Genomic DNA, 18126 nt, shown 5'->3' on the forward strand with positions numbered 1-18126 from the left:
CGGCGTGTCGTCCTCCGGCGGTACGGGGTGCCGGGCCTGGCTCAGGCGGGCCCGCAGGTGAGCAGGTGGTCCACGGCGGCGGCGAAGCCGTCGACGCCGGCCAGCGACTCGGCGAACGGCACCCGCAGGTCGTAGCACCCGTCACGGCCCTGCACCCGGAACCGGACGCCGAAGCGGTCCAGGCCGAGCAGCCGGACGTCGTCGTGCCGCCCGGCCCAGTGCTGCACCCGCTCGCGCAACCGGCCCAGCGGTGCCCGGTGGGCGGCCAGCAGCTCGGTCTCGGCCGCGCTCACGGCGTCCGGGCGGGCGGAGCGGAAGTCGTCGGGGTCCACGTCGGCGCGGGTCCCGGACTCCTCCAGCTCAACCTCGGCGAGGTCCAGCCGCACCAGCGACGCCCCGAGGCCCACCTCGAACAGCACGTCGGCCGGGGAGCTGTCGGCGAAGTCGAGCAGCAGCCGGGGCACGTCCTGCTCGTGCACCGGCGTGAGCCACCCGCTGAGCTGCACCAGGCCCCGCACGGGATGGCGGAGGGGGAACGGGGCCCGGTCGGCGACGGTCAGCCGCGCGGGGACGTCGCCCAGCGGCGAGCTGTGCAGCGCCGCGGTCACCCCGCCGCCGGTGGGGACGACGAGCAGGACGTCGCCGTCGGCCGTCGCGGTCGCGGCCTGCACGGCGCAGGACCCGGTCCCGGCCACGTGGAGCGCGGCGGCGGAGCGCAGCGCGACCGTGCGGGCGCGCTCGGCCGCCGGCGGCTGCCGGTCGACGGCCGCGGACGAGGGGGTGGGGCCGGCCGTCATGGACCACCTCGGGTGCTCGTGGGCGAGTAGTAAGGTGAGCCTAACCAAACCGGAGGTCTCGAGTGAACACGCCCCGTCCCAAGGTCCGGCTCAGCCGCGCGCTGGGCATCCCGCTCACCCCGAAGTGCGTCCAGTACTTCGAGCGCCGCCCCTACCCGCCGGGCGAGCACGGGCGGAAGCGTCGCAAGGACAGCGACTACTCCACCCGTCTCAAGGAGAAGCAGCGGCTGCGCGCCCAGTACGACATCAGCGAGACCCAGCTGCGCGCCGCCTTCGACCGCGCGAAGCGCTCGGGCGGCAAGACCGGCGAGGCGCTGATCCAGGACCTCGAGTCGCGGCTGGACGCCACGGTGCTGCGCGCCGGCTTCGCCCGCACCATCTACCAGGCCCGCCAGTTCGTCACCCACCAGCACGTGCTGGTCAACGGCAAGCGCGTCGACCGCCCCTCCTACCGGCTCCGGCCCGGCGACTTCGTGCAGATCGCCGAGCGCTCGCGCCGCAAGGAGCCGTTCGTCGTCGCCGCGTCCGGGGCGCACGCCGCGGCGCCGACGTACCTCGAGGTGCGGCTGGCCGACCTGGTGGCCCGCTACGAGCGGACGCCCTCCCGCGACGAGGTGCCGGTCGTCTGCGAGGAGCAGCTGGTCGTGGAGTACTACTCCCGCTGACCGGTCGGTGCAGGGGCATCCGGTCGGGTGGCTCCCGGTCGCGCCCGATTCACCTGCCGCGGGTGCAGGTGCGAGGATTCGGGCGGCGCGCGGACAGCCACCGGTTCGGTGGTGCCGGCGTGCCCGTCCGGTGGGGGAGCGAGCGCTGAACAGCCAACTGGCGGAGCTGATCCCCGGGCACCCCCGGACGGAGCTCCAGCGGAGGGTCCTCGAGCACGACTGGGCGGGCACCCCGCTGGGTCCGCAGCGGGACTGGTCGCCGACGCTGCGCACCGCCGTCAGCTTCTGCCTGAACTCGCGCTTCCCCATGCTGCTCGTGTGGGGCCCCGAGCTGGTCATGGTCTACAACGACGGCTACGCACCGATCCTGGGCGGGCGGCACCCGGCGGCCCTCGGGCAGCGGCTGGCCGAGGTCTGGCCCGACGTCTGGTCCGACATCGAGCCGCTGATCAGCGAGGTCTTCGCCGGGGGCGCCACCTACGACGAGGACCTCCCGCTGACCATGACCCGGCACGGGTACGAGGAGGAGACCTACTTCACCTTCGCGTACAGCCCGGTCGTCGAGCCCGGCAGCGGGGTGGTCGGCTTCCTGGACACGGTCGTCGAGACGACGTCCCGCGTGCTCGTCGCCCGGCGGCTCGGCATCCTGCAGCGGCTGGGCAGCCTGCCGCGCGCCGCGCACGGCGACACGACCGAGGCGATCCGCACCGCGCTCGGCCTGCTCGCCGACGCCCGGACGGACTGCCCGTTCGCCCTGGTCTACCTCGCCGACGACGACGGGGTGCCGCGGTTCGTGGCCGGGCAGGGTCTCGCCGGGCACGAGGGGCCGGCCGCCGGGCCGGCGCCCGAGCAGGTGGTGCGGGTGATGGCGACCGGCGAGGCGCGGACGGTCACCGACCCGGCGGAGCTCCTCCCGGGTCTCCCGGCGGCCGGTGCGGGATCGGCCGGCACCGCCGTCGTCCTCCCCCTCACCGCGGCGGGCGCCGAGCGGCCGATCGGCGCCGTCGTCCTCGGTGCCAGCCCCCACGTCCCGCTCGACGACGACTACCGCATCTTCATGGCGCTGGTCGCGGGGCAGGTCGCCGCGACCGTCGCCGATGCGCAGGCGGTCGCGGCCGAGCGCCGCCGGGCCGAGGAGCGGGCGCGGTCCGAGCGCGCGCGGGCGCAGTTCTACACCGACGTCGCCGTCACGCTGCAGCGCGCCGTCCTCGGCCCCACCGTGCTGCCCCCCGGCTTCGCCGTCCACTACCAGCCGGCCACCGGCACCCTCGAGGTCGGAGGCGACTGGTACGACGTGGTCGACCTGCCCGGCGACGGCTACGGCGTCGTGGTGGGCGACGTGGTCGGCCGCGGGCTGCCCGCCGCCGCGGTGATGGGCCAGCTGCGCAGCGCGGGGCGGGCGCTGCTGCTGGAGAGCCGGTCGCCGGCCCAGGTGCTCGCAGCGCTGGACCGGTTCGCCGCCACGGTGCCCGGTGCCGCGGTCAGCACGGTGTTCTGCGCGGTCCTCGACCCGTGCACGGGCAGGCTGCGGTACAGCAGCGCGGGGCACCCGCCGGCGGTCCTCGTCGACGCCGACGGCCGGACCGGCCTGCTCGAGGAGGCGGAGTCCCTGCCCCTCGCCGTCGTCGACGAGCTGCACCGGCCCGAGGCCGAGGTCGTGCTCCCGGCCGGCTCCACGCTGCTGCTCTACACCGACGGCCTGGTCGAGCGGCGGGGCGAGGTCGTGGACGAGGGCATCGAGCGGGCCGCGGTGGCGCTCGCCGAGGAGCGGCACCGCAACCCGGCCGAGCTGAGGGCGCGGCTCACCCAGCGGCTGCTCGCGGACGCCCCCGACGACGACGTCGCCTTCGTGCTCGTCCGGCGGAGCTGAGGCGGGCGGAGCGGGCCGTGGACGTCGTCCGGACGAGCAAGCGGCTGTCGTTCGTGCTGCGCCACCGCCCCGACTCGGCGGGCCTGACCCTGGACGAGGCGGGCTGGGCCGACGTCAGCCGGCTGCTCACGGCGCTCGGGATCACCCGGGAGGAGCTCGAGCACGTGGTGGCCGCGAACGACAAGCGCCGGTTCGCGTTCGACGGCACCGGCACGCGGATCCGGGCCAGCCAGGGGCACAGCGTCCCGGTCGACCTCGGCTACCTGCCCGAGCCGCCGCCGCAGGAGCTGTTCCACGGCACCGTCGAGCGGTTCCTCCCGGCCATCCTGGCCGAGGGGCTGCGGCCGGGCCGCCGGCACGCGGTGCACCTCGCCGCCGACGTCGCCACCGCGCGGGCCGTCGGGGGACGACGCGGCCGCCCGGTCGTGCTCCGGGTGGACGCGGCCGGCATGGCCGCGGACGGCGCCGGCTTCCGCCGGTCGGCCAACGGCGTCTGGCTGGTCGACGCCGTCCCTCCCCGGTACCTGACCGTGGTGGGCGCCGCCCCGGGCGGGGGAGCGCAGCCGTCGCTCAGCCGTCCAGGACGCCGCGGAAGGTCTCCTCGGTCTCGGTGAACAGCTCCGCCAGGCCCTCGCCGTCGATGAACTCCTCGGGCACGTAGCGCTCGCCCAGCGCCTCGACCACGCTCGCCTCCTCCGTCGCGCTGCGCAGCGTGTCCTCGAGGGTCTGCCGCACGTCGTCCGGGAGCCCGGCGGGGGCGATGACCCCGAAGGTCGTCGTGCTCTGGACGAGCTCCGGGTACCCCTCGTCGACGAAGGTGGGTGCGTCGACGTAGGGCAGCGGCTCCTCGCTGCCCACGGCCAGGACCCGCAGGTCGCCCGACTCGATGGCCGGCAGCACGTCCTGCGAGAGGTTGAGGAAGCCGGCGGTCACGTTGCCGCCCAGTAGCGCCGTCTGGACCTCCGAGTTGCCGTCGAACGGGACGACGGTCAGCGGCACGTCGTAGAGCTGGGTGATCCGCCGCGTCTCGGCGGCGTGCGTGTTGGTGGCTCCGGGCGTGCCCACGGTGACCGAGCCGGGCTCGTCCTGCGCGGCACCGAACAGCGAGGCCAGGTCCTCGTGCGGGGAGTCGGCCGGTACCACGATGCCCGACGGCACACGGGTGACGACACCGACCGGGGTGAAGTCCTCGCGGGTGTAGCCGACGTCGTTGCTCAGGTAGTTGAGCACCGCCGTCGGGAGTGCGGTCATCGAGAGCGTGTGCCCGTCGGCGTCCTCCTGGATCAGCTCCTGGTAGGCGGTCGCCCCCGAGGCGCCCGGGAGGTTCTCGACGAGGACGGACCTGCCCAGCTCCTCCTCCATGTGCGCGGCCAGGGCGCGCGCGGCGATGTCGGTCGGCCCGCCCGCGGTGTACGGGACCAGCAGCCGGACGTTCTCGGACGGGAAGTCGCCCCCGCCCGGAGCCGGGTCGTCGGAACCGCACGCGGCCAGGGCCGTGGCGGTGAGCAGGGCGACGAGCACGCGGGCGGATCGCATGGCAGCTCCTCACGTGGAGGACGGCGGCGTCGCCGTCGCCCCGTGGCCGGCGGTGCGCCCATCGTGCGGCATCCCGGCCGGCCCGGCATCCGCGCCGCCGGGTCAGGCGGGGAGCCGCACCGCCAGCAGCGCGATGTCGTCGTCGCCCCGGCTGCCCAGGGCGCTGAGCAGCCCGTCGCACACGCGGTCCAGCGGCTCCCGGCCGATCTCCCGCAGCGTGCGCACCAGCCAGGTGGTGCCGTCGTCGAGGGTCATGCCGCGGCGCTCGACCAGCCCGTCGGTGTAGAGCAGCAGCGTGTCGCCGCGGCCCAGCAGCACGTCGTGGTCGGTGCGGGTCGGCCCGTCGCCGGGGCCGGCGCCCAGCAGCCGGTCGGGCATGCGCTCGAGCACCTCGACCCGCCCGTCGGCCCGCACGACCACGGGCGGCGGGTGCCCCGCGTTCGACCACTGCAGCGGCACCGCGCCGCCCACCTCGCCCTGCGGGTCGACGGTGGCCACCGCGACGGTGACCAGCGTGTCCAGGCCCAGACCGGCGAGGACGTCGTCCAGCGCCGTGAGCGCGGCCGCGGGGGAGCCGTGCCCCGCCCGGGCGAGGGCGCGCAGCATGCCGCGGGTCTGCGCCATGGTGGCCGCCGCCGGGGCGTCGTGCCCGGCGACGTCGCCGATGACCAGCATCGTCCGCCCGTCGGACAGCGGGAAGGCGTCGTACCAGTCGCCGCCCACCTGGGCGTCCCGTGCGCCGGGCAGGTAGCGGGCCGTGGTCTCCAGCCCCGGGACCTCCGGGATCCGGCCCAGCAGGGCCCGCTGCAGCGTCTCCCCGGTCCGCACGGCGGCACGGGTCGCCGCCGCCTCCGCGCCGAGCCGGGCGACGTGGGCCTCCCGGCGCAGCCGCAGCTGGCAGGTGACCACGGCCAGGGCGCCGCCGAGGGCGACGGCGACCAGGCGGATGGTCTGCGCCACCGCGGTCTCGGCGGTGTACTGCTGGCTGTACAGGCCCAGCAGCGTGGTGACGACGAAGGCCGCCGCGGCGTAGGCGACCGTGACCCGCCGGCTCAGGAAGGTCGCCGACGCGAGCGGGGCGATGACGCTCAGTCCGAGCACCACCTGCCCGCGGCCGCTGACGACCTCGGCGACGACGACGAGCAGCAGCACGAGGGTCGGCAGCGCGGCGTTCACGCGCCGTGACCGCTTCACCGCATCCCCCTCGTGCCGTCCAGTGACGCGGCGCGCCCGGCGCTCAACCTAGAGGACGCAGCCCGGTGGTCAGGCTCCCGCGGGCGCGGTCACCTGTCGGTGCCCGGCATCGCGTCCAGCGGCAGCCCGACGTAGAGCATGCCGATCAGGGCGCCCGCGTCGTCGTGCAGCCCGGTGTAGGCGGTGAAGTACGGCCGGTCGGCCACCGTGGCGGCACCGGTGTAGGTCTCGCCGGCGAGGACGGCGGCGAGCACGGGGTTGGGGCGGCCGTCGGGGTCGGTCCGGGCGATCGCGGTGCCGACGTTGCGCCGCCCGGCCGGGTTGAGCACCGTCGTCGCCACCCGCACCATGCCGCCGTCGCCGTCCAGGCGCTGGAACAGCGTGCAGCTGCCCCCGACCTCGCGGACCACGTCGTCGACGAGCACCGCCGGGCGCCTGGGGTCGTCGCTGCGCTCCAGCGGCCGGTCGCCGACGAGCAGGTCGGGCAGCTCCGCCGTGCGGGTGGCGCCGGTGGTCTGGTCGCGCACGGCCAGCCGGCCCCGGCCCTCGCCGAGCCGTGCGCCGCCGAGGTCGGCCAGCCGGCGCTCGGCCACCGCCAGCGCCCGGCGCACGTAGACCACCCGCTGGCTCTCGGCCAGCTGCCCGACGGCCTCGCTGATCCGGGCGGAGCCGCCGGCGGCGCGCTCGACGTTCTCCACGACCCGGTCGGTGGCCGCCCGCTGCTGCTCGACGGCGGCCGCGATGGTGTCCTGGGCCTCGGCGATGGAGCCGAGCGTGCCGGTGATCCGCCGGACCGCCTCGACGGCCTGCTGCGTCTCCCGCTGCACCGCCGTGATCTGGGCGTCGATGTCGCGGGCGGCCTGTGCCGTGCGGTCGGCGAGCTCCTTGACCTCGTCGGCGACGACGGCGAACCCGCGGCCGAGCTCGCCGGCGCGGGCGGCCTCGACGGAGGCGTTCAGGGCGAGGAAGCGGCTCTGCTGGCTGATCGCGCCGACCAGCCGGACGAACTGGGTGATCGACTCGCTGGCGGCCTGCAGCGCGGCGATCCGCTCGTCGACGGCGCGCGCGTCCTGCACGGCCTCCTCGGCGACGGTCGAGGCGCGGCTGGTGCTGGCGGAGATGTCGCCGATGGCCGCGCGCAGCTCGGCGAGGGAGGCGGCCGCCTCCGCCGAGGTGTCGGAGACCTCGCGGGAGGCCTGCGCGAGGACGCCGGCCTGCCGGGCGGCGTCCTCCATGCTGGTGTCCCGCTCGGCGGTACGCCGGGGGGTGCGCGGCGCCGGGACGGCCGCCGCCTGCGCGGCGGCGACCGGAGCGGGGCCTGACGACGCGGACGGACGCACGACCCGTTCCCTCCTGCAGCTGCACCTGCCCGCGGCCCGGGCAGGTTCCGAGACACGCTAGGCCGCACGGGCCGCAGCCCCGGAAGGCGCGCCGATCGACCACCGGGCCCGCGCCCCGGGCGCCATTCCGCAACCATTCCGGTCATCGTCCCGGAATTGTCGACTCGGCGACCCGAGTTTCTTTTGGGACAGGAGTTGAGAATGCGCTGGGCCCTGCCGAGAACAGGGGCGTCAATGAATCGGCGCAGCCAGCACGTGGACCGGGTGACCAGCATCCCGGCGGGTCTGGGCCACTGAGAGAACAGGACCACTGCAATGCGCCTGTCGCGCGTTCTGCTCGCCGGTGTCGCGGTCGCCGGCATCGCCGCCACCACCTCCGCCTTCACCGCCAGCAACACCTTCACCGGTCTGGACAACAACGTCGCCGGTTACGGCGAGGTGACGGCGACCGGTGTCAACGTCAGCAACATCGCCTACTCGCCCGTCACCGGCGACAGCGGGCGGCTGCAGTCGGTCGCCTTCATCGTCGACCAGGCCGTCGCATCGCCGGGCATGACGGCGCGCATGACCCTCTACAGCGGCACCACCCCGATCGCCTCGGGGGCCAACACCTGCAGCTACGCGCTGTCCGGCTCTGACCACGTCGTCACCTGCACGCTGTCGTCCCCGCCGCTCATCTCCTCCTTCGACAAGACCTCCCTGACGGTCACCTCGAACTAGCAGTCCCGCCTGGGCGAGGCGGCCCCTCGTGGCCGCCTCGCCCGAACCACGATCGGTGCCCCCATGACCGCCGCATCCCGTGTCGCCAGCACCAGCGCCGTCGTCGCGCTGGTGCTCGCGACCATGTGGCTGTTCTGGCCGGCCGGCCTCGGTGGCGGCACCACGTACGTCACCACCTACGGCGAGAGCATGGAGCCGGAGTTCTCCGCCGGGGACCTGGCTGTGCTGAGCAGGGCCGGTTCCTACTCGATCGGCGACGTCGTCGCCTACCGCAGCGAGTCCCTCGACACGATCGTCATGCACCGCATCGTCGCCGCGGACGCCGAGGGCTTCGTGACCCAGGGCGACAACAACGACTGGCTCGACGAGGACCGCCCCACCCGGGGGGAGATCCTCGGCCGGCTCTTCGTCCGCATCCCCCAGGGTGGCAAGGCGCTCGAGGCGGTCGGCTCCCCGTGGGTGCTCGGCGCCGTCGGCCTCGCCACCTCCCTCGTCCTCGGCGCATCCCGCCGGAAGCGCGGCGGGCACCGCGCCCGGGCGCTCCGCCGCCGGCTGCCCGCCGTGCGCCGGCCGTCCTTCGCCGTCCCCTCCTTCTCCGTGCCCTCCGTCTCGGTGCCCCCGGTGCGGCTGCCCCGGGTCCACCGCAGCACGGCGACGCCGCTCGTGCGGGCCCGCGCCCGGCAGGTCGCGATGGCCTCAGGGGCGGTCGCGCTGGTCGCCGCCCTCGGCGCCGCTGTCCTGTTCGCCGTCCCCGGCACCGAGACGGTCGAGGAACCGGTCACGGTGACCCAGCAGGGGCGCTTCTCCTACACGGGGACCGCCGAGCGCGGCACCACCTACCCCGACGGGACGGTCGCGACCGGCGACACCGTGTGGACCCGGCTCTCGACCGGGCTCACGGTCTCCTACGAGGACACCGTCACCGGCCCCGAGCTCGCCGGCCTCCAGGGCGCCCTGCGCCTCGACGTGACCGTGCAGGCCGCCGACGGCTGGAGCACCTACCTCACCAGCGGCCCCGTCGTCGGCTTCACCGACGGGGTGGCGACGACGTCGGTCGACGTCGACGCCACCCGCGCCGCCGAGGTGCTGGCGCGGCACTACGCCGAGGTCGGCGTCTCCGGCAGCACCGCGACGCTGACCGTCACCCCCACCGTCGCGCTGTCCGGCAGCGTGCGCGGCACCGCCTTCGAGGCGGGCTCCCCGGCCGGCCTTAACTTCGCGCTCGACCCGACGGCGCTGCGCCTGGCCGGCGACCCCGGAGCCGTGCTGACCACGACCACCCCGACCTCCGTGGAGGTGACGACGGTGGGTCCCCGCTCGTTCGACGTCCTCGCGCTCGCGGTGCCGATCGGGGTGGCCCGGGGCGCCGCCCTCGCCGTGCTGGCGCTCGCGCTGGCCGTCGCCGGGGTCGGGGCCGTGCTCGGCCGGGCGGGCCGCGGCGACGCCGCCGACGAGTTCATCGTGCGGCACGCCGACCGGATCGTCCCCGTGGCGGGTCTGGCCACGGGCGGCACCGTCATCGACGTCTCCGACGCGGACTCCCTCCGCCGCGTGGCCGAGCGCTTCGACACGGTCGTGCTGCACCACGCCGGCCCGGACGCGGACGTCTTCGCCGTCCGCGACGTGGACGCCACCTACCGCTTCGTCGTCCCCGGCGGCGCCGAGCGCCGCGGGCGGCCGCCGGTCCCGGCGCCGTCCCGGCCGGTCGCGGACGAGGAGCTCACCTCACCGGCGACCGGCCTGCGCGGCGTGGCCTGAGGCCCGGGGACGACTTCGGGGAAGCGGGGCTCCGGACGACGTCCCGGAGCCCCGCTTCCCCGAAGAAGGCGTGCCGCTGAGAACTACGCCTTGACGATCGCGGCGACCGGGCCGCCGCCGGACGGGCCCTGGTGCACCGCGGCCACCGACACGAACACCGCCGGGTCGCCGGTCACCGAGGCGGTCACGCCGCCGACGCAGGCCTTGATCTGCCGGTGCCAGGAGACGTCCGAGTCGTCGAGCATCGCGTTGCGGCGCCCGCGCACCTTGCCGTCGGGCGAGGCCTCGCACTTGAGGAACACGTTGACCAGCCGGTCGCCCAGGTCGGTGTGGTGCGGGCGCTCGGGCAGCTCGAGGCCGGCGTCGCGGATGGCGTTCCAGATGCCGTCCTGGTCGAGGGCGTCCGTCATCACCGAGTGGCCGACGCGGTAGCTGCCGCCGTGACCGCGGGCGTTGCCGACGACGACGATCTGCGCCCGGTCCAGCTCGACGCCCGACGAGCAGGACGCGACCGAGGAGTACAGCGACAGGTCGCGCATGATCTGCTCCTGCGTCGGCAGCTCGATCTCCCCGAGCGCCACCGCGATCCCCAGCGCCGTCGTGCCGTTGGAGATGTCCATCGAGCCGTGCGGCTCCTCGAGGATCGTCGTCTCCCCGCGCTGGTGGGCGTCGCGGATCGTGTCGATCGTCAGCAGCGGCGTCTTGGTCTGCACGTAGTGCACGTCGGCCGGGTCGGTGATGCCCGCGGCCGCCATCGCCTTCTTCACGCCCTCGGCGACCTTCTCCACCATCGCGACGCGGCCGATGTCCTCGGGCAGCAGGACGTCGCTCATCGCGTAGCCCACGGTCAGCCGCGGCTCGTCGGTCTTCTCGACGGCGTCCTCGGGCAGCGTGGCGAAGACCGTGGCATGCGGGCTGATGACGCCGTCGGTGCCACCGGACCACACGATCGGGATGTCCCCGACCTCCTCCTTGCTCCGCGAGCCCTTCTCGAGCAGCACCTCGCGGAAGGCGCGGTCGGCGATGATCCGCGTGTAGTCGTTGATCCCGCCGTTGCCCTCGGTCTTGCCGATGACGGCGATGACGCGGTCGGCCTCCATCACGCCGTCGTCGATGAGCTTGGCGAGCTCGGAGGCGTCGCTGACGTTGTGCAGCGGGACCTTGCGGACCTCGATCGGTGCGGGCATGCGGGTTCCCTTCAGGTGATGGTGACGACGGTGCCGACGTCGTCGCCGCGGACGGCGTCGGCGATGTGGTCGAGCGAGGTGATGACGGCGCGGGTGCCGCCCGCCTCGACGAAACGTAGGGCGGCCTCGACCTTGGGGCCCATCGAGCCGCGGGCGAACTCACCGGCGGCGCCGAGCTCGCGCAGCTCCGCGACGGTCACCCGGCCCAGCGGGCGCTGCGCGGGCGTCCCGAAGCCGACCATCACGTTCGGCACGTCGGTGGCGATGACCAGGGTGCCGGCGTCGACGTCGCGGGCCAGGATCGCGGCGGTCAGGTCCTTGTCGATGACCGCCTCGACGCCGCGCAGCGCGTGCCCGTCCACGTGGTCGTCGACGACGGGGATGCCGCCGCCGCCGGCGCAGACGACGACGAACCCGGCCGCGGCCAGCGCGTGGATGGCGGCGGAGTCGACGACGGACAGCGGCTCGGGCGAGGCGACGACCCGGCGCCAGCCCTTCTCGCCACGGTCCTCCCAGGTCTGCCCGAGCGAGACGAACCGTTCCGCCCGCTCCCGGGGGAGGAAGCGGCCGACCGGTTTCGAGGGCTCGGCGAAGTGCGGGTCGTCGCCGTCGACCAGCGTGCGGGTGACCAGTGCGGCGGTGCGCTGGGGGAGGCCCCGCGCGGCGAGGGCGGCGTCGAGCTCGTCGGCCACCGTGAAGCCGATGGTGGCCTGGGTCTGCGCGACGTTCCAGTCCAGCGGCACCGGCGGCACCTCGTGCGCGGCGAGCTCGTTCTTCACCAGCAGGTTGCCCACCTGCGGGCCGTTGCCGTGGGTGAGCACGACCTGCACGCCGGCGGCGACCACCTCGGCGACGTGCCCGGCGGCCTGGCGGATGGCGTCGCGCTGCGCCTCGGGGGTCGCGGAGCCGTCGGCGCCGGTCATGGCGTTGCCGCCGAGGGCGATCACCACGCGGTTCGACGTCACCCCGGGAACCCTAGCGGCATTTTCCTTAGCGGTGAAGTAGTTGGTCGCAGGAGGTCAGGTCGGCTCGACCGGGTCGTCGTCGTAGCGGCCCAGCGGCCGCTGCGCCCACAGCACGTCCCGCCACCGGCCGTGCTTCCAGCCGATCCGCCGGTAGGTGCCGATCGGCTCGAAGCCCATCGCCGCGTGCAGGGCCTCGCTCGGCTCGTTGGGCAGCGTCATACCGGCGACGGCGGTGCGGTAGCCCCGCGCGGCCAGCCGCTCGAACAGCGCGGTGTAGAGCGCCCGCCCGCCGCCGCGCCGCCCGCGCCCCTGCGCCAGGTACACGCTCACCTCGCACGACCACCGGTAGGCCGCGCGCTCCTTGTACGGCCCGGCGTAGGCGTACCCGACGACGGCGCCGTCGTCCTCCAGCACCAGCCACGCGTGCGTGCGCGAGGCCGCGGCCATCCGGCCGGCCATCTGCTCCGGGGTCGGCGCCTCCGCCTCGAAGGTGATCGCGGTGCCGGTGACGTAGGGCGCGTAGATGGCGGCGCAGGCGGCGGCATCGGCCGGCGTGGCGTCCCGGATCGTCGGAGCGGCGGCACCCATGGCCAGCAACGTAGGGCCGCGACGCCGTCGCGCGGGCGTGAGGTCGCCCGCCGCGGTCCGGCCGGCCCGACCGGCTCGGCTAGCGTGCCGCGCCGTGCCCGCCGCTCCCTCCTCGACGACCGTCGCGGGGCTGGTGACCGCGCTGGTCGGCTTCCTCAGCTCCTTCGCCGTCGTGCTGACCGGGCTCCGGGCGGTCGGCGCCACCCCGGGGCAGGCGGCCTCGGGCCTGGTCGTCCTCTCCGTGGCGATGGGGCTGGCCACCGTGCTGCTGGCGCAGCGGACCCGGATGCCGATCACCGTCGCGTGGTCCACCCCGGGTGCGGCACTGCTCGCGACCGCCTCCGCGCCGTCCTGGGACGAGGCGGTCGGCGCCTTCGTCCTGGTCGGCGCGCTGGTGCTGCTCACCGCGGCGTGGCCCCGGCTGGGCACGGCGATCGGGGCGATCCCGCCCGTGCTGGCCCAGGCGATGCTGGCCGGCGTCCTCGTCCCGCTGTGCCTGCAGCCGGTGCGGTCCGCGCTGGAGATCCCCTGGCTGGTGGTACCGGTCGTTCTGGTCTGGGCGGTGCTGCTGCGGTTCTCCCCGCGCTGGGCCGTGCCCGCGGCCTTCGCCGTCACCCTCGGCATCACCGGCTGGCTGGCCTGGCGCGACGGCGGGCTCGACGCCGCCGCCCTGGTCCCGGCCCTGGAGTGGACGACGCCGGACGTCGCCTCGACCGCCGCCGTCGGCCTGGCGCTGCCGCTGTTCCTGGTCACCATGGCTTCGCAGAACGTGCCGGGCATGGCGGTGCTGGCGGCCTACGGCTACCGGGCGCCCTGGCGGCCGGCGATGGCCGTCACCGGTGCGGGGACGCTGCTCGGCGCCCCGTTCGGCGGGCACGCGGTCAACCTCGCCGCCATCAGCGCGGCGCTGGCCGCGGGACCCGAGGCCCACCCCGACCCGTCGCGGCGCTGGCTGGCCGCCCGCACCGCCGGCCTGGCCTACATCGGCCTCGCGCTGGTCTCGGCCGCCGTCGCGGCCCTGGTCGTCACCGCCCCGGCCGGCTTCGTCGCGGCGGCTGCGGGCCTGGCGCTGTGGCCGGTGCTGGCGGCGTCCCTGAGCGGCGCGCTGGCGCGGGCGGAGGACCGGATCCCCGTCGTCGCCACCTTCCTCGTGGCGATCAGCGGCGTCACCGTGGGCGGCGTCGGGTCGGCGTTCTGGTCGCTCGTCGTCGGCCTGGCGTTCTGGGCCTGGTACCGGCCGCAGCCCGCCGCCGCCCCGGCCTGACCGTCAGCGGCGCCAGAAGTCGAAGCGGTCGCGCCCCGGCCGGAATCCGGCGGCCTCCGCGACGGCGACGGCGAGGTCGAACTTCTGCCCCACCGCGGTGGGCGCGTGGGCGTCGCTCCCGAAGCTGACCGCCTCGCCGCCCTCCTCGTGGAACCAGCGCACCTGGTCGGCGGAGGCCAGCGGGCTGCTGGTGTTGATCTCCAGCGCGCGGCCGCTGCCGGCCAGCGCCCGGAACACCGCCCGGTACTCCTCCTCGTAGTCCTTCTCCACGTACCGGTGCGAGCCACCCGGCCAGTACCGGCGCGGGAAGTCCACGTGCGCCAGCACCTGGAAGACGTCGCTGCTCTCGATCATCCCGACCATCTCGCCGAGGTAGCGGCGCATCGTCGCGTCGGCGTCGACGTGCAGCAGCCGTCCCACCCCGACCAGCCGGCCCTCGTCGGAGAGCGAGTGCAGCGAGCCGAGGATCCGGTCCACGGGGGAGTCCTCGAGGTGCTGGGCGATGCTGGCGGCGAACAGGTGCGGCTCGCCGGTCTCGATGCCCGACCAGATGCGCAGCTCCGGGAAGCGGTCGCGGACCTCGGCCAGCTCGGCGAAGTAGCCCTCGACGTCGATCGGCAGCTGGTGGGCCGGGTAGCGGTCGACCAGGCCCTCCTCGGTGGCCCGGTCCTCGTCGTGCCAGACGGTGAAGTCCAGGTGCTCGGTGAACGCGATCGCCGGCAGCCCCTGGGCGACCGCCCGCTCGCAGGCGCGGCGCATCGTCGAGGAGTCGGGTGTGTCCCACGACCAGTGGGTGTGCACGTGGTTGTCGGCCGGCAGCTGCACTTGGTGTGCCCTCTCGAGTGCCATCGCCTGTGGATTGTCCTCCGCCGTCCCCAGGTCGCGCGCGGCCACCCGTTCCGTCCCCGCCCGTGCCTACTGTCGTCGGCATGAGCACCGCCGCACCGCCGACCTCGATCGCCGACGAGGCCCTGGAGATCCTCCGGGAGCTCACCGGCCGCCCCGACGCCGTCTTCCGCGAGGGGCAGGACGCCGCCGTCGCCGCGCTCGTCGAGCGCTCCCAGCGCGCGCTGGTCGTCCAGCGCACCGGCTGGGGCAAGTCCGCGGTGTACTTCGTCTCCACCGCGCTGCTCCGCCGCCGCGGTGCGGGCCCGACGCTGCTGGTGTCGCCGCTGCTGGCGCTGATGCGCGACCAGGTGGCCGCCGCGGCCCGCGCCGGCATCCGTGCGGTGGAGATCTCCAGCGCCAACATGACCGAGTGGGACGACATCGCCGCCCGCCTGGCCGCCGACGACGTCGACGTCCTGCTCGTCTCCCCCGAGCGGCTGACCAACCCGCGCTTCCGCGAGGAGCAGCTGCCCGGCCTCGTCGCCCGCTGCGGGCTGGTCGTCGTCGACGAGGCGCACTGCGTCTCCGACTGGGGGCACGACTTCCGCCCCGACTACCGCCGCATCCGCGACCTGCTCGGCACGCTCCCCGACGGCACCCCCGTCCTGGCGACGACGGCGACGGCGAACGAGCGCGTGGTCGCCGACGTCGCCGAGCAGCTGGGCGCCGGCGGCGTCGAGGTGACGACGGTCCGCGGCCCGCTCTCGCGGGACTCGCTGCGGCTGGGCGTGCTCCGGCTGCCGTCGGACCGCGCGCGGCTGGCCTGGCTGGCCGCCCACCTCGGCGACCTGCCGGGCAGCGGCATCGTCTACACGCTCACCGTCGCGGCGGCGGAGGAGACGGCGAACCTGCTCCGCGACGCCGGCCACGAGGTGCGCGCCTACACCGGCCGGCTCGACGACGCCGACCGCAAGGACGCCGAGGAGGCGCTGCGGGAGAACCGGGTCAAGGCGCTGGTCGCCACCTCCGCCCTGGGCATGGGCTTCGACAAGCCCGACCTGGGGTTCGTCGTGCACCTCGGGGCGCCGTCCTCCCCGGTGAGCTACTACCAGCAGGTCGGTCGGGCCGGCCGCGCCGTCGAGCACGCCGACGTCCTGCTCCTGCCCGGCCCCGAGGACATCGCCATCTGGCAGTGGTTCGCCACCTCGTCCATGCCGCGGGAGGACCACGCCGCCGCCGTGCTCGGCGCGATGGCCGACGGCAGGGCCTGGTCGGTGGCGCGGCTGGAGACGGTCGCCGACGTCCGCCGGTCGCGGCTGGAGCTGCTGCTCAAGGTGCTCGCCGTCGACGGCGCGGTGGAGCGGGTGCAGGGCGGCTGGCGCTCGACCGGGCAGCCGTGGGTCTACGACGCCGACCGCTACGCCCGCGTGACCCGCACCCGCGAGGCCGAGCAGCGCGCGATGCTCACCTACGCGAAGCCCGTCGACGAGGCCGAGTGCCGCATGGCGTTCCTCCAGGCCGCGCTCGACGACCCGACGGCGGCGCCCTGCGGGCGGTGCGACGTCTGCGCCGGCCCCTGGTACGCGACCGACGTGCCCGAGGGCGCGGCCGAGAAGGCGTCGGCGGCCCTGGACCGCCCCGGGGTGGAGCTGGCACCCCGCGCGATGTGGCCGACCGGCGCCGACCGCCTCGGCGTGGGCGTCAAGGGCAAGATCCCGCCGGGGGAGCAGCTGCAGACCGGTCGGGCGGTCGCCCGGCTCACCGACCTGGGCTGGGGTCAGCGGCTGCGCACCCTCCTCGGTGACGACGGCGTGGGCGGTGTGGTCGAGCTGGACCTCGAGGCGCCGGGCCTCGAGGAGGACCCCTACGCGGCCTTCGACGTCCCGGTCCGGCGCTCGGTCGCCGATGTGCCGCCGGACGAGGAGCTGCTGCGTGCGTGCGGCCGGGTGCTCGCCGCCTGGGACTGGGCGCAGCGCCCCGCAGCGGTGGTGGCGATGCCGTCCCGACGCCGCCCGCAGCTGGTGAGCGGCGTCGCCCAGGGCCTGGCCCGCATGGGGCGGCTGCCCTACCTCGGCGAGCTCTCGCTCGCCCACGGCGGCCCGACCGGGCAGCCCGGCGGGAACAGCGCCTTCCGGCTCGCCGCTGTGTGGGACCGCATCGTGGTCGGGCCGGAGCTCCGCGCCCGGCTGGCGGAGGTCCCCGGTCCGGTGCTGCTGGTCGACGACCTGGCGGACTCCCGGTGGACCATGACCGTCGCCGGGCGGGAGCTGCGCCGGGCCGGGGCGTCGTCGGTCCTGCCGTTCGCCCTGGCCCTCACCGCCTGAAGAAGGACCCCTGTGCCCCCCACGTCTCGCGCGCTCGACGCGGGGCCCTGCACAGGGGCCGTAGCGCACGACCACGTCATCCACAGGTTTTCGCACACATGTGCGAAAAGTCGGGGTAGCGTGCCGGCATGCAGCTCGCGCACCAGCCCTCGATCTGGGACCTGGCCGAGGAGGCCGCGCTCACGCCCCTCGCCGGCCGCGTCGTGCGGCACGAGCTCTCGGCCGGTGCCTGGGTCGACCACCTGCCGGGCTGGGTCACCGGCTCCGACGAGGTGCTGGACGTGCTTCTCGGCGACATCGGGTGGCGTGAGGACCGCCGCCAGATGTACGAGCGGGAGGTCGCCGTGCCGCGCCTGCTCCGCTGGTACTCCGGGCAGGAGGGCCTGCCGCACCCGCTGCTCACCGAGGCCCGCACGGAGCTGAACCGCCACTACCTGCCGGAGCTCGGCGAGCCCTTCGTCTCGGCGGGCATGTGCCTCTACCGGGACGGCCGCGACAGCGTCGCGTGGCACGGCGACCGGATCGGCCGGGGCCGGTCGGCGGACACGATGGTGGCGATCGTCTCCTTCGGTTCGCCCCGGCCGCTGCTGCTTCGCCCCGTCGGCGGCGGGGAGTCGCTGCGCTTCCCCCTGGGGCACGGGGACCTGGTGGTGATGGGCGGCTCCTGCCAGCGCACCTGGGAGCACTGCATCCCGAAGACGACGAAGCCGGTGGGCCCACGGGTCAGCGTCCAGTTCCGCCCGCGCGGCGTCGCCTGAGGGCCGGAAAGCCCGGAACGGCGGGCTCCGGGCAGTGCTCGGAGAGGCCCGGGGACCCCCCCTGCAGACCCGCTCCGAGGGCGTGTACTGTTCCTCCTGCACCGAGCGAGAACGGACCGGGCCGCGAGGCCCGGGAAACCGCCGGCAGAGCCCCTGAGGCCGAGCTGCTGCGGAGCCCGGTGTACAGTGGAGAAACCGCCTCGAACGAAGGCCGAGAATTCGGCCGGATGTCGTGCGCGTCCGCTCCTTGAGAACTCAACAGCGTGCCGAAAGTCAGTGCCAAGTAATACCCCGTGCCGGCTCTTTGTGGGTCGGCTGGGATTCCTTTGGTT

16 protein-coding genes are annotated in these 18126 nt (G+C 75.2%); 8 read left to right on the forward strand and 8 right to left on the reverse strand.

Annotated elements, in window-relative coordinates; all coding sequences use genetic code 11:
* Window positions 1–41: 41 nt before the first annotated feature.
* Window positions 42–797, reverse strand: coding sequence for a DUF2470 domain-containing protein (locus tag E9529_RS08050; protein ID WP_236830623.1), 756 nt, complete (start codon window positions 795–797; stop codon window positions 42–44).
* A gap of 62 nt (window positions 798–859) precedes the next feature.
* On the opposite strand from E9529_RS08050, the gene rpsD reads away from it, so the two are divergent.
* The 3 genes from rpsD to E9529_RS08065 all read left to right on the forward strand — a co-directional run bounded on the left by rpsD (window position 860) and on the right by E9529_RS08065 (window position 3946).
* A complete protein-coding gene (gene rpsD, locus E9529_RS08055; protein ID WP_236830624.1) occupies window positions 860–1462 on the forward strand; it encodes a 30S ribosomal protein S4 in 603 nt (200 codons plus the stop codon).
* Between the two features lie 130 nt (window positions 1463–1592).
* The gene (locus E9529_RS08060) at window positions 1593–3332 is read left to right on the forward strand and encodes a SpoIIE family protein phosphatase (RefSeq protein WP_236830625.1); all 1740 of its coding nucleotides are present in this window, start codon (window positions 1593–1595) and stop codon (window positions 3330–3332) included.
* Window positions 3333–3349: 17 nt separating this feature from the next.
* Complete coding sequence (locus E9529_RS08065; RefSeq protein ID WP_236830626.1) at window positions 3350–3946, forward strand: RNA 2'-phosphotransferase; 597 nt, start codon at window positions 3350–3352, stop codon at window positions 3944–3946.
* Here the strand turns inward: E9529_RS08065 and E9529_RS08070 are convergent.
* From E9529_RS08070 to E9529_RS08080, 3 genes are all read right to left on the reverse strand, one after another.
* Entirely contained in the window at window positions 3903–4868 is a 966-nt protein-coding gene (locus E9529_RS08070) for a tripartite tricarboxylate transporter substrate binding protein (RefSeq protein WP_236830627.1), read from the reverse strand. The genes E9529_RS08065 and E9529_RS08070 overlap by 44 nt on opposite strands.
* A 102-nt stretch (window positions 4869–4970) precedes the next feature.
* Window positions 4971–6062, reverse strand: coding sequence for a PP2C family protein-serine/threonine phosphatase (locus tag E9529_RS08075; protein WP_236830628.1), 1092 nt, complete (start codon window positions 6060–6062; stop codon window positions 4971–4973).
* Window positions 6063–6151: 89 nt separating this feature from the next.
* On the reverse strand, window positions 6152–7402 hold the full coding sequence (locus tag E9529_RS08080; protein ID WP_236830629.1) for a Cache 3/Cache 2 fusion domain-containing protein: 1251 nt from the start codon (window positions 7400–7402) through the stop codon (window positions 6152–6154).
* Between the two features lie 315 nt (window positions 7403–7717).
* On the opposite strand from E9529_RS08080, the gene E9529_RS08085 reads away from it, so the two are divergent.
* Entirely contained in the window at window positions 7718–8122 is a 405-nt protein-coding gene (locus E9529_RS08085; protein WP_236830630.1) for a hypothetical protein, read from the forward strand.
* A 63-nt stretch (window positions 8123–8185) separates the two neighbouring features.
* Window positions 8186–9880 (forward strand): signal peptidase I, encoded by a 1695-nt coding sequence (locus E9529_RS08090; RefSeq protein WP_236830631.1) that lies wholly within the window; start codon window positions 8186–8188, stop codon window positions 9878–9880.
* Between the two features lie 83 nt (window positions 9881–9963).
* Here the strand turns inward: E9529_RS08090 and E9529_RS08095 are convergent, their stop codons facing one another.
* Genes E9529_RS08095 through E9529_RS08105 form a run of 3 tightly spaced genes read right to left on the reverse strand, consistent with a single transcriptional unit; the run spans window position 9964 to window position 12620 of the window.
* Entirely contained in the window at window positions 9964–11067 is a 1104-nt protein-coding gene (locus E9529_RS08095) for a ring-opening amidohydrolase (RefSeq protein ID WP_236830632.1), read from the reverse strand.
* An 11-nt stretch (window positions 11068–11078) separates the two neighbouring features.
* Entirely contained in the window at window positions 11079–12032 is a 954-nt protein-coding gene (locus tag E9529_RS08100) for a carbamate kinase (RefSeq protein WP_236830633.1), read from the reverse strand.
* Between the two features lie 54 nt (window positions 12033–12086).
* Window positions 12087–12620: a GNAT family N-acetyltransferase gene (locus tag E9529_RS08105; protein ID WP_236830634.1), complete on the reverse strand. Its 534-nt coding sequence runs from the start codon at window positions 12618–12620 to the stop codon at window positions 12087–12089.
* 94 nt (window positions 12621–12714) lie between these two features.
* Here E9529_RS08105 and E9529_RS08110 point away from each other — a divergent pair, with 94 nt between their 5' ends.
* Window positions 12715–13884 carry a benzoate/H(+) symporter BenE family transporter gene (locus tag E9529_RS08110; protein ID WP_236830635.1) on the forward strand — a complete coding sequence of 390 codons (1170 nt, stop codon included), beginning with the start codon at window positions 12715–12717 and terminating at the stop codon, window positions 13882–13884.
* A gap of 3 nt (window positions 13885–13887) precedes the next feature.
* Here E9529_RS08110 and E9529_RS08115 read toward each other — a convergent pair whose 3' ends face one another.
* On the reverse strand, window positions 13888–14709 hold the full coding sequence (locus tag E9529_RS08115) for a PHP domain-containing protein (protein ID WP_236830636.1): 822 nt from the start codon (window positions 14707–14709) through the stop codon (window positions 13888–13890).
* Window positions 14710–14813: 104 nt separating this feature from the next.
* Here E9529_RS08115 and E9529_RS08120 point away from each other — a divergent pair, with 104 nt between their 5' ends.
* On the forward strand, window positions 14814–17036 hold the full coding sequence (locus E9529_RS08120; protein WP_236830638.1) for a RecQ family ATP-dependent DNA helicase: 2223 nt from the start codon (window positions 14814–14816) through the stop codon (window positions 17034–17036).
* A 128-nt stretch (window positions 17037–17164) separates the two neighbouring features.
* Window positions 17165–17794 (forward strand): alpha-ketoglutarate-dependent dioxygenase AlkB, encoded by a 630-nt coding sequence (locus E9529_RS08125; RefSeq protein WP_236830640.1) that lies wholly within the window; start codon window positions 17165–17167, stop codon window positions 17792–17794.
* Window positions 17795–18126: the final 332 nt, after the last annotated feature.

The sequence above is a fragment of the Blastococcus sp. KM273128 genome, from assembly GCF_021698975.1.
GTDB lineage: Bacteria > Actinomycetota > Actinomycetes > Mycobacteriales > Geodermatophilaceae > Blastococcus.

Bases quoted from the DNA above. Each gene is read 5' to 3' on its own strand.
- E9529_RS08050 (WP_236830623.1), bottom strand. From the start codon at position 797: ATGACGGCCGGCCCCACCCCCTCGTCCGCGGCCGTCGACCGGCAGCCG.
- E9529_RS08070 (WP_236830627.1), bottom strand. From the start codon at position 4,868: ATGCGATCCGCCCGCGTGCTCGTCGCCCTGCTCACCGCCACGGCCCTG.
- E9529_RS08085 (WP_236830630.1), top strand. From the start codon at position 7,718: ATGCGCCTGTCGCGCGTTCTGCTCGCCGGTGTCGCGGTCGCCGGCATC.
- E9529_RS08090 (WP_236830631.1), top strand. From the start codon at position 8,186: ATGACCGCCGCATCCCGTGTCGCCAGCACCAGCGCCGTCGTCGCGCTG.
- E9529_RS08095 (WP_236830632.1), bottom strand. From the start codon at position 11,067: ATGCCCGCACCGATCGAGGTCCGCAAGGTCCCGCTGCACAACGTCAGC.
- E9529_RS08105 (WP_236830634.1), bottom strand. From the start codon at position 12,620: ATGGGTGCCGCCGCTCCGACGATCCGGGACGCCACGCCGGCCGATGCC.
- E9529_RS08120 (WP_236830638.1), top strand. From the start codon at position 14,814: ATGAGCACCGCCGCACCGCCGACCTCGATCGCCGACGAGGCCCTGGAG.
- E9529_RS08125 (WP_236830640.1), top strand. From the start codon at position 17,165: ATGCAGCTCGCGCACCAGCCCTCGATCTGGGACCTGGCCGAGGAGGCC.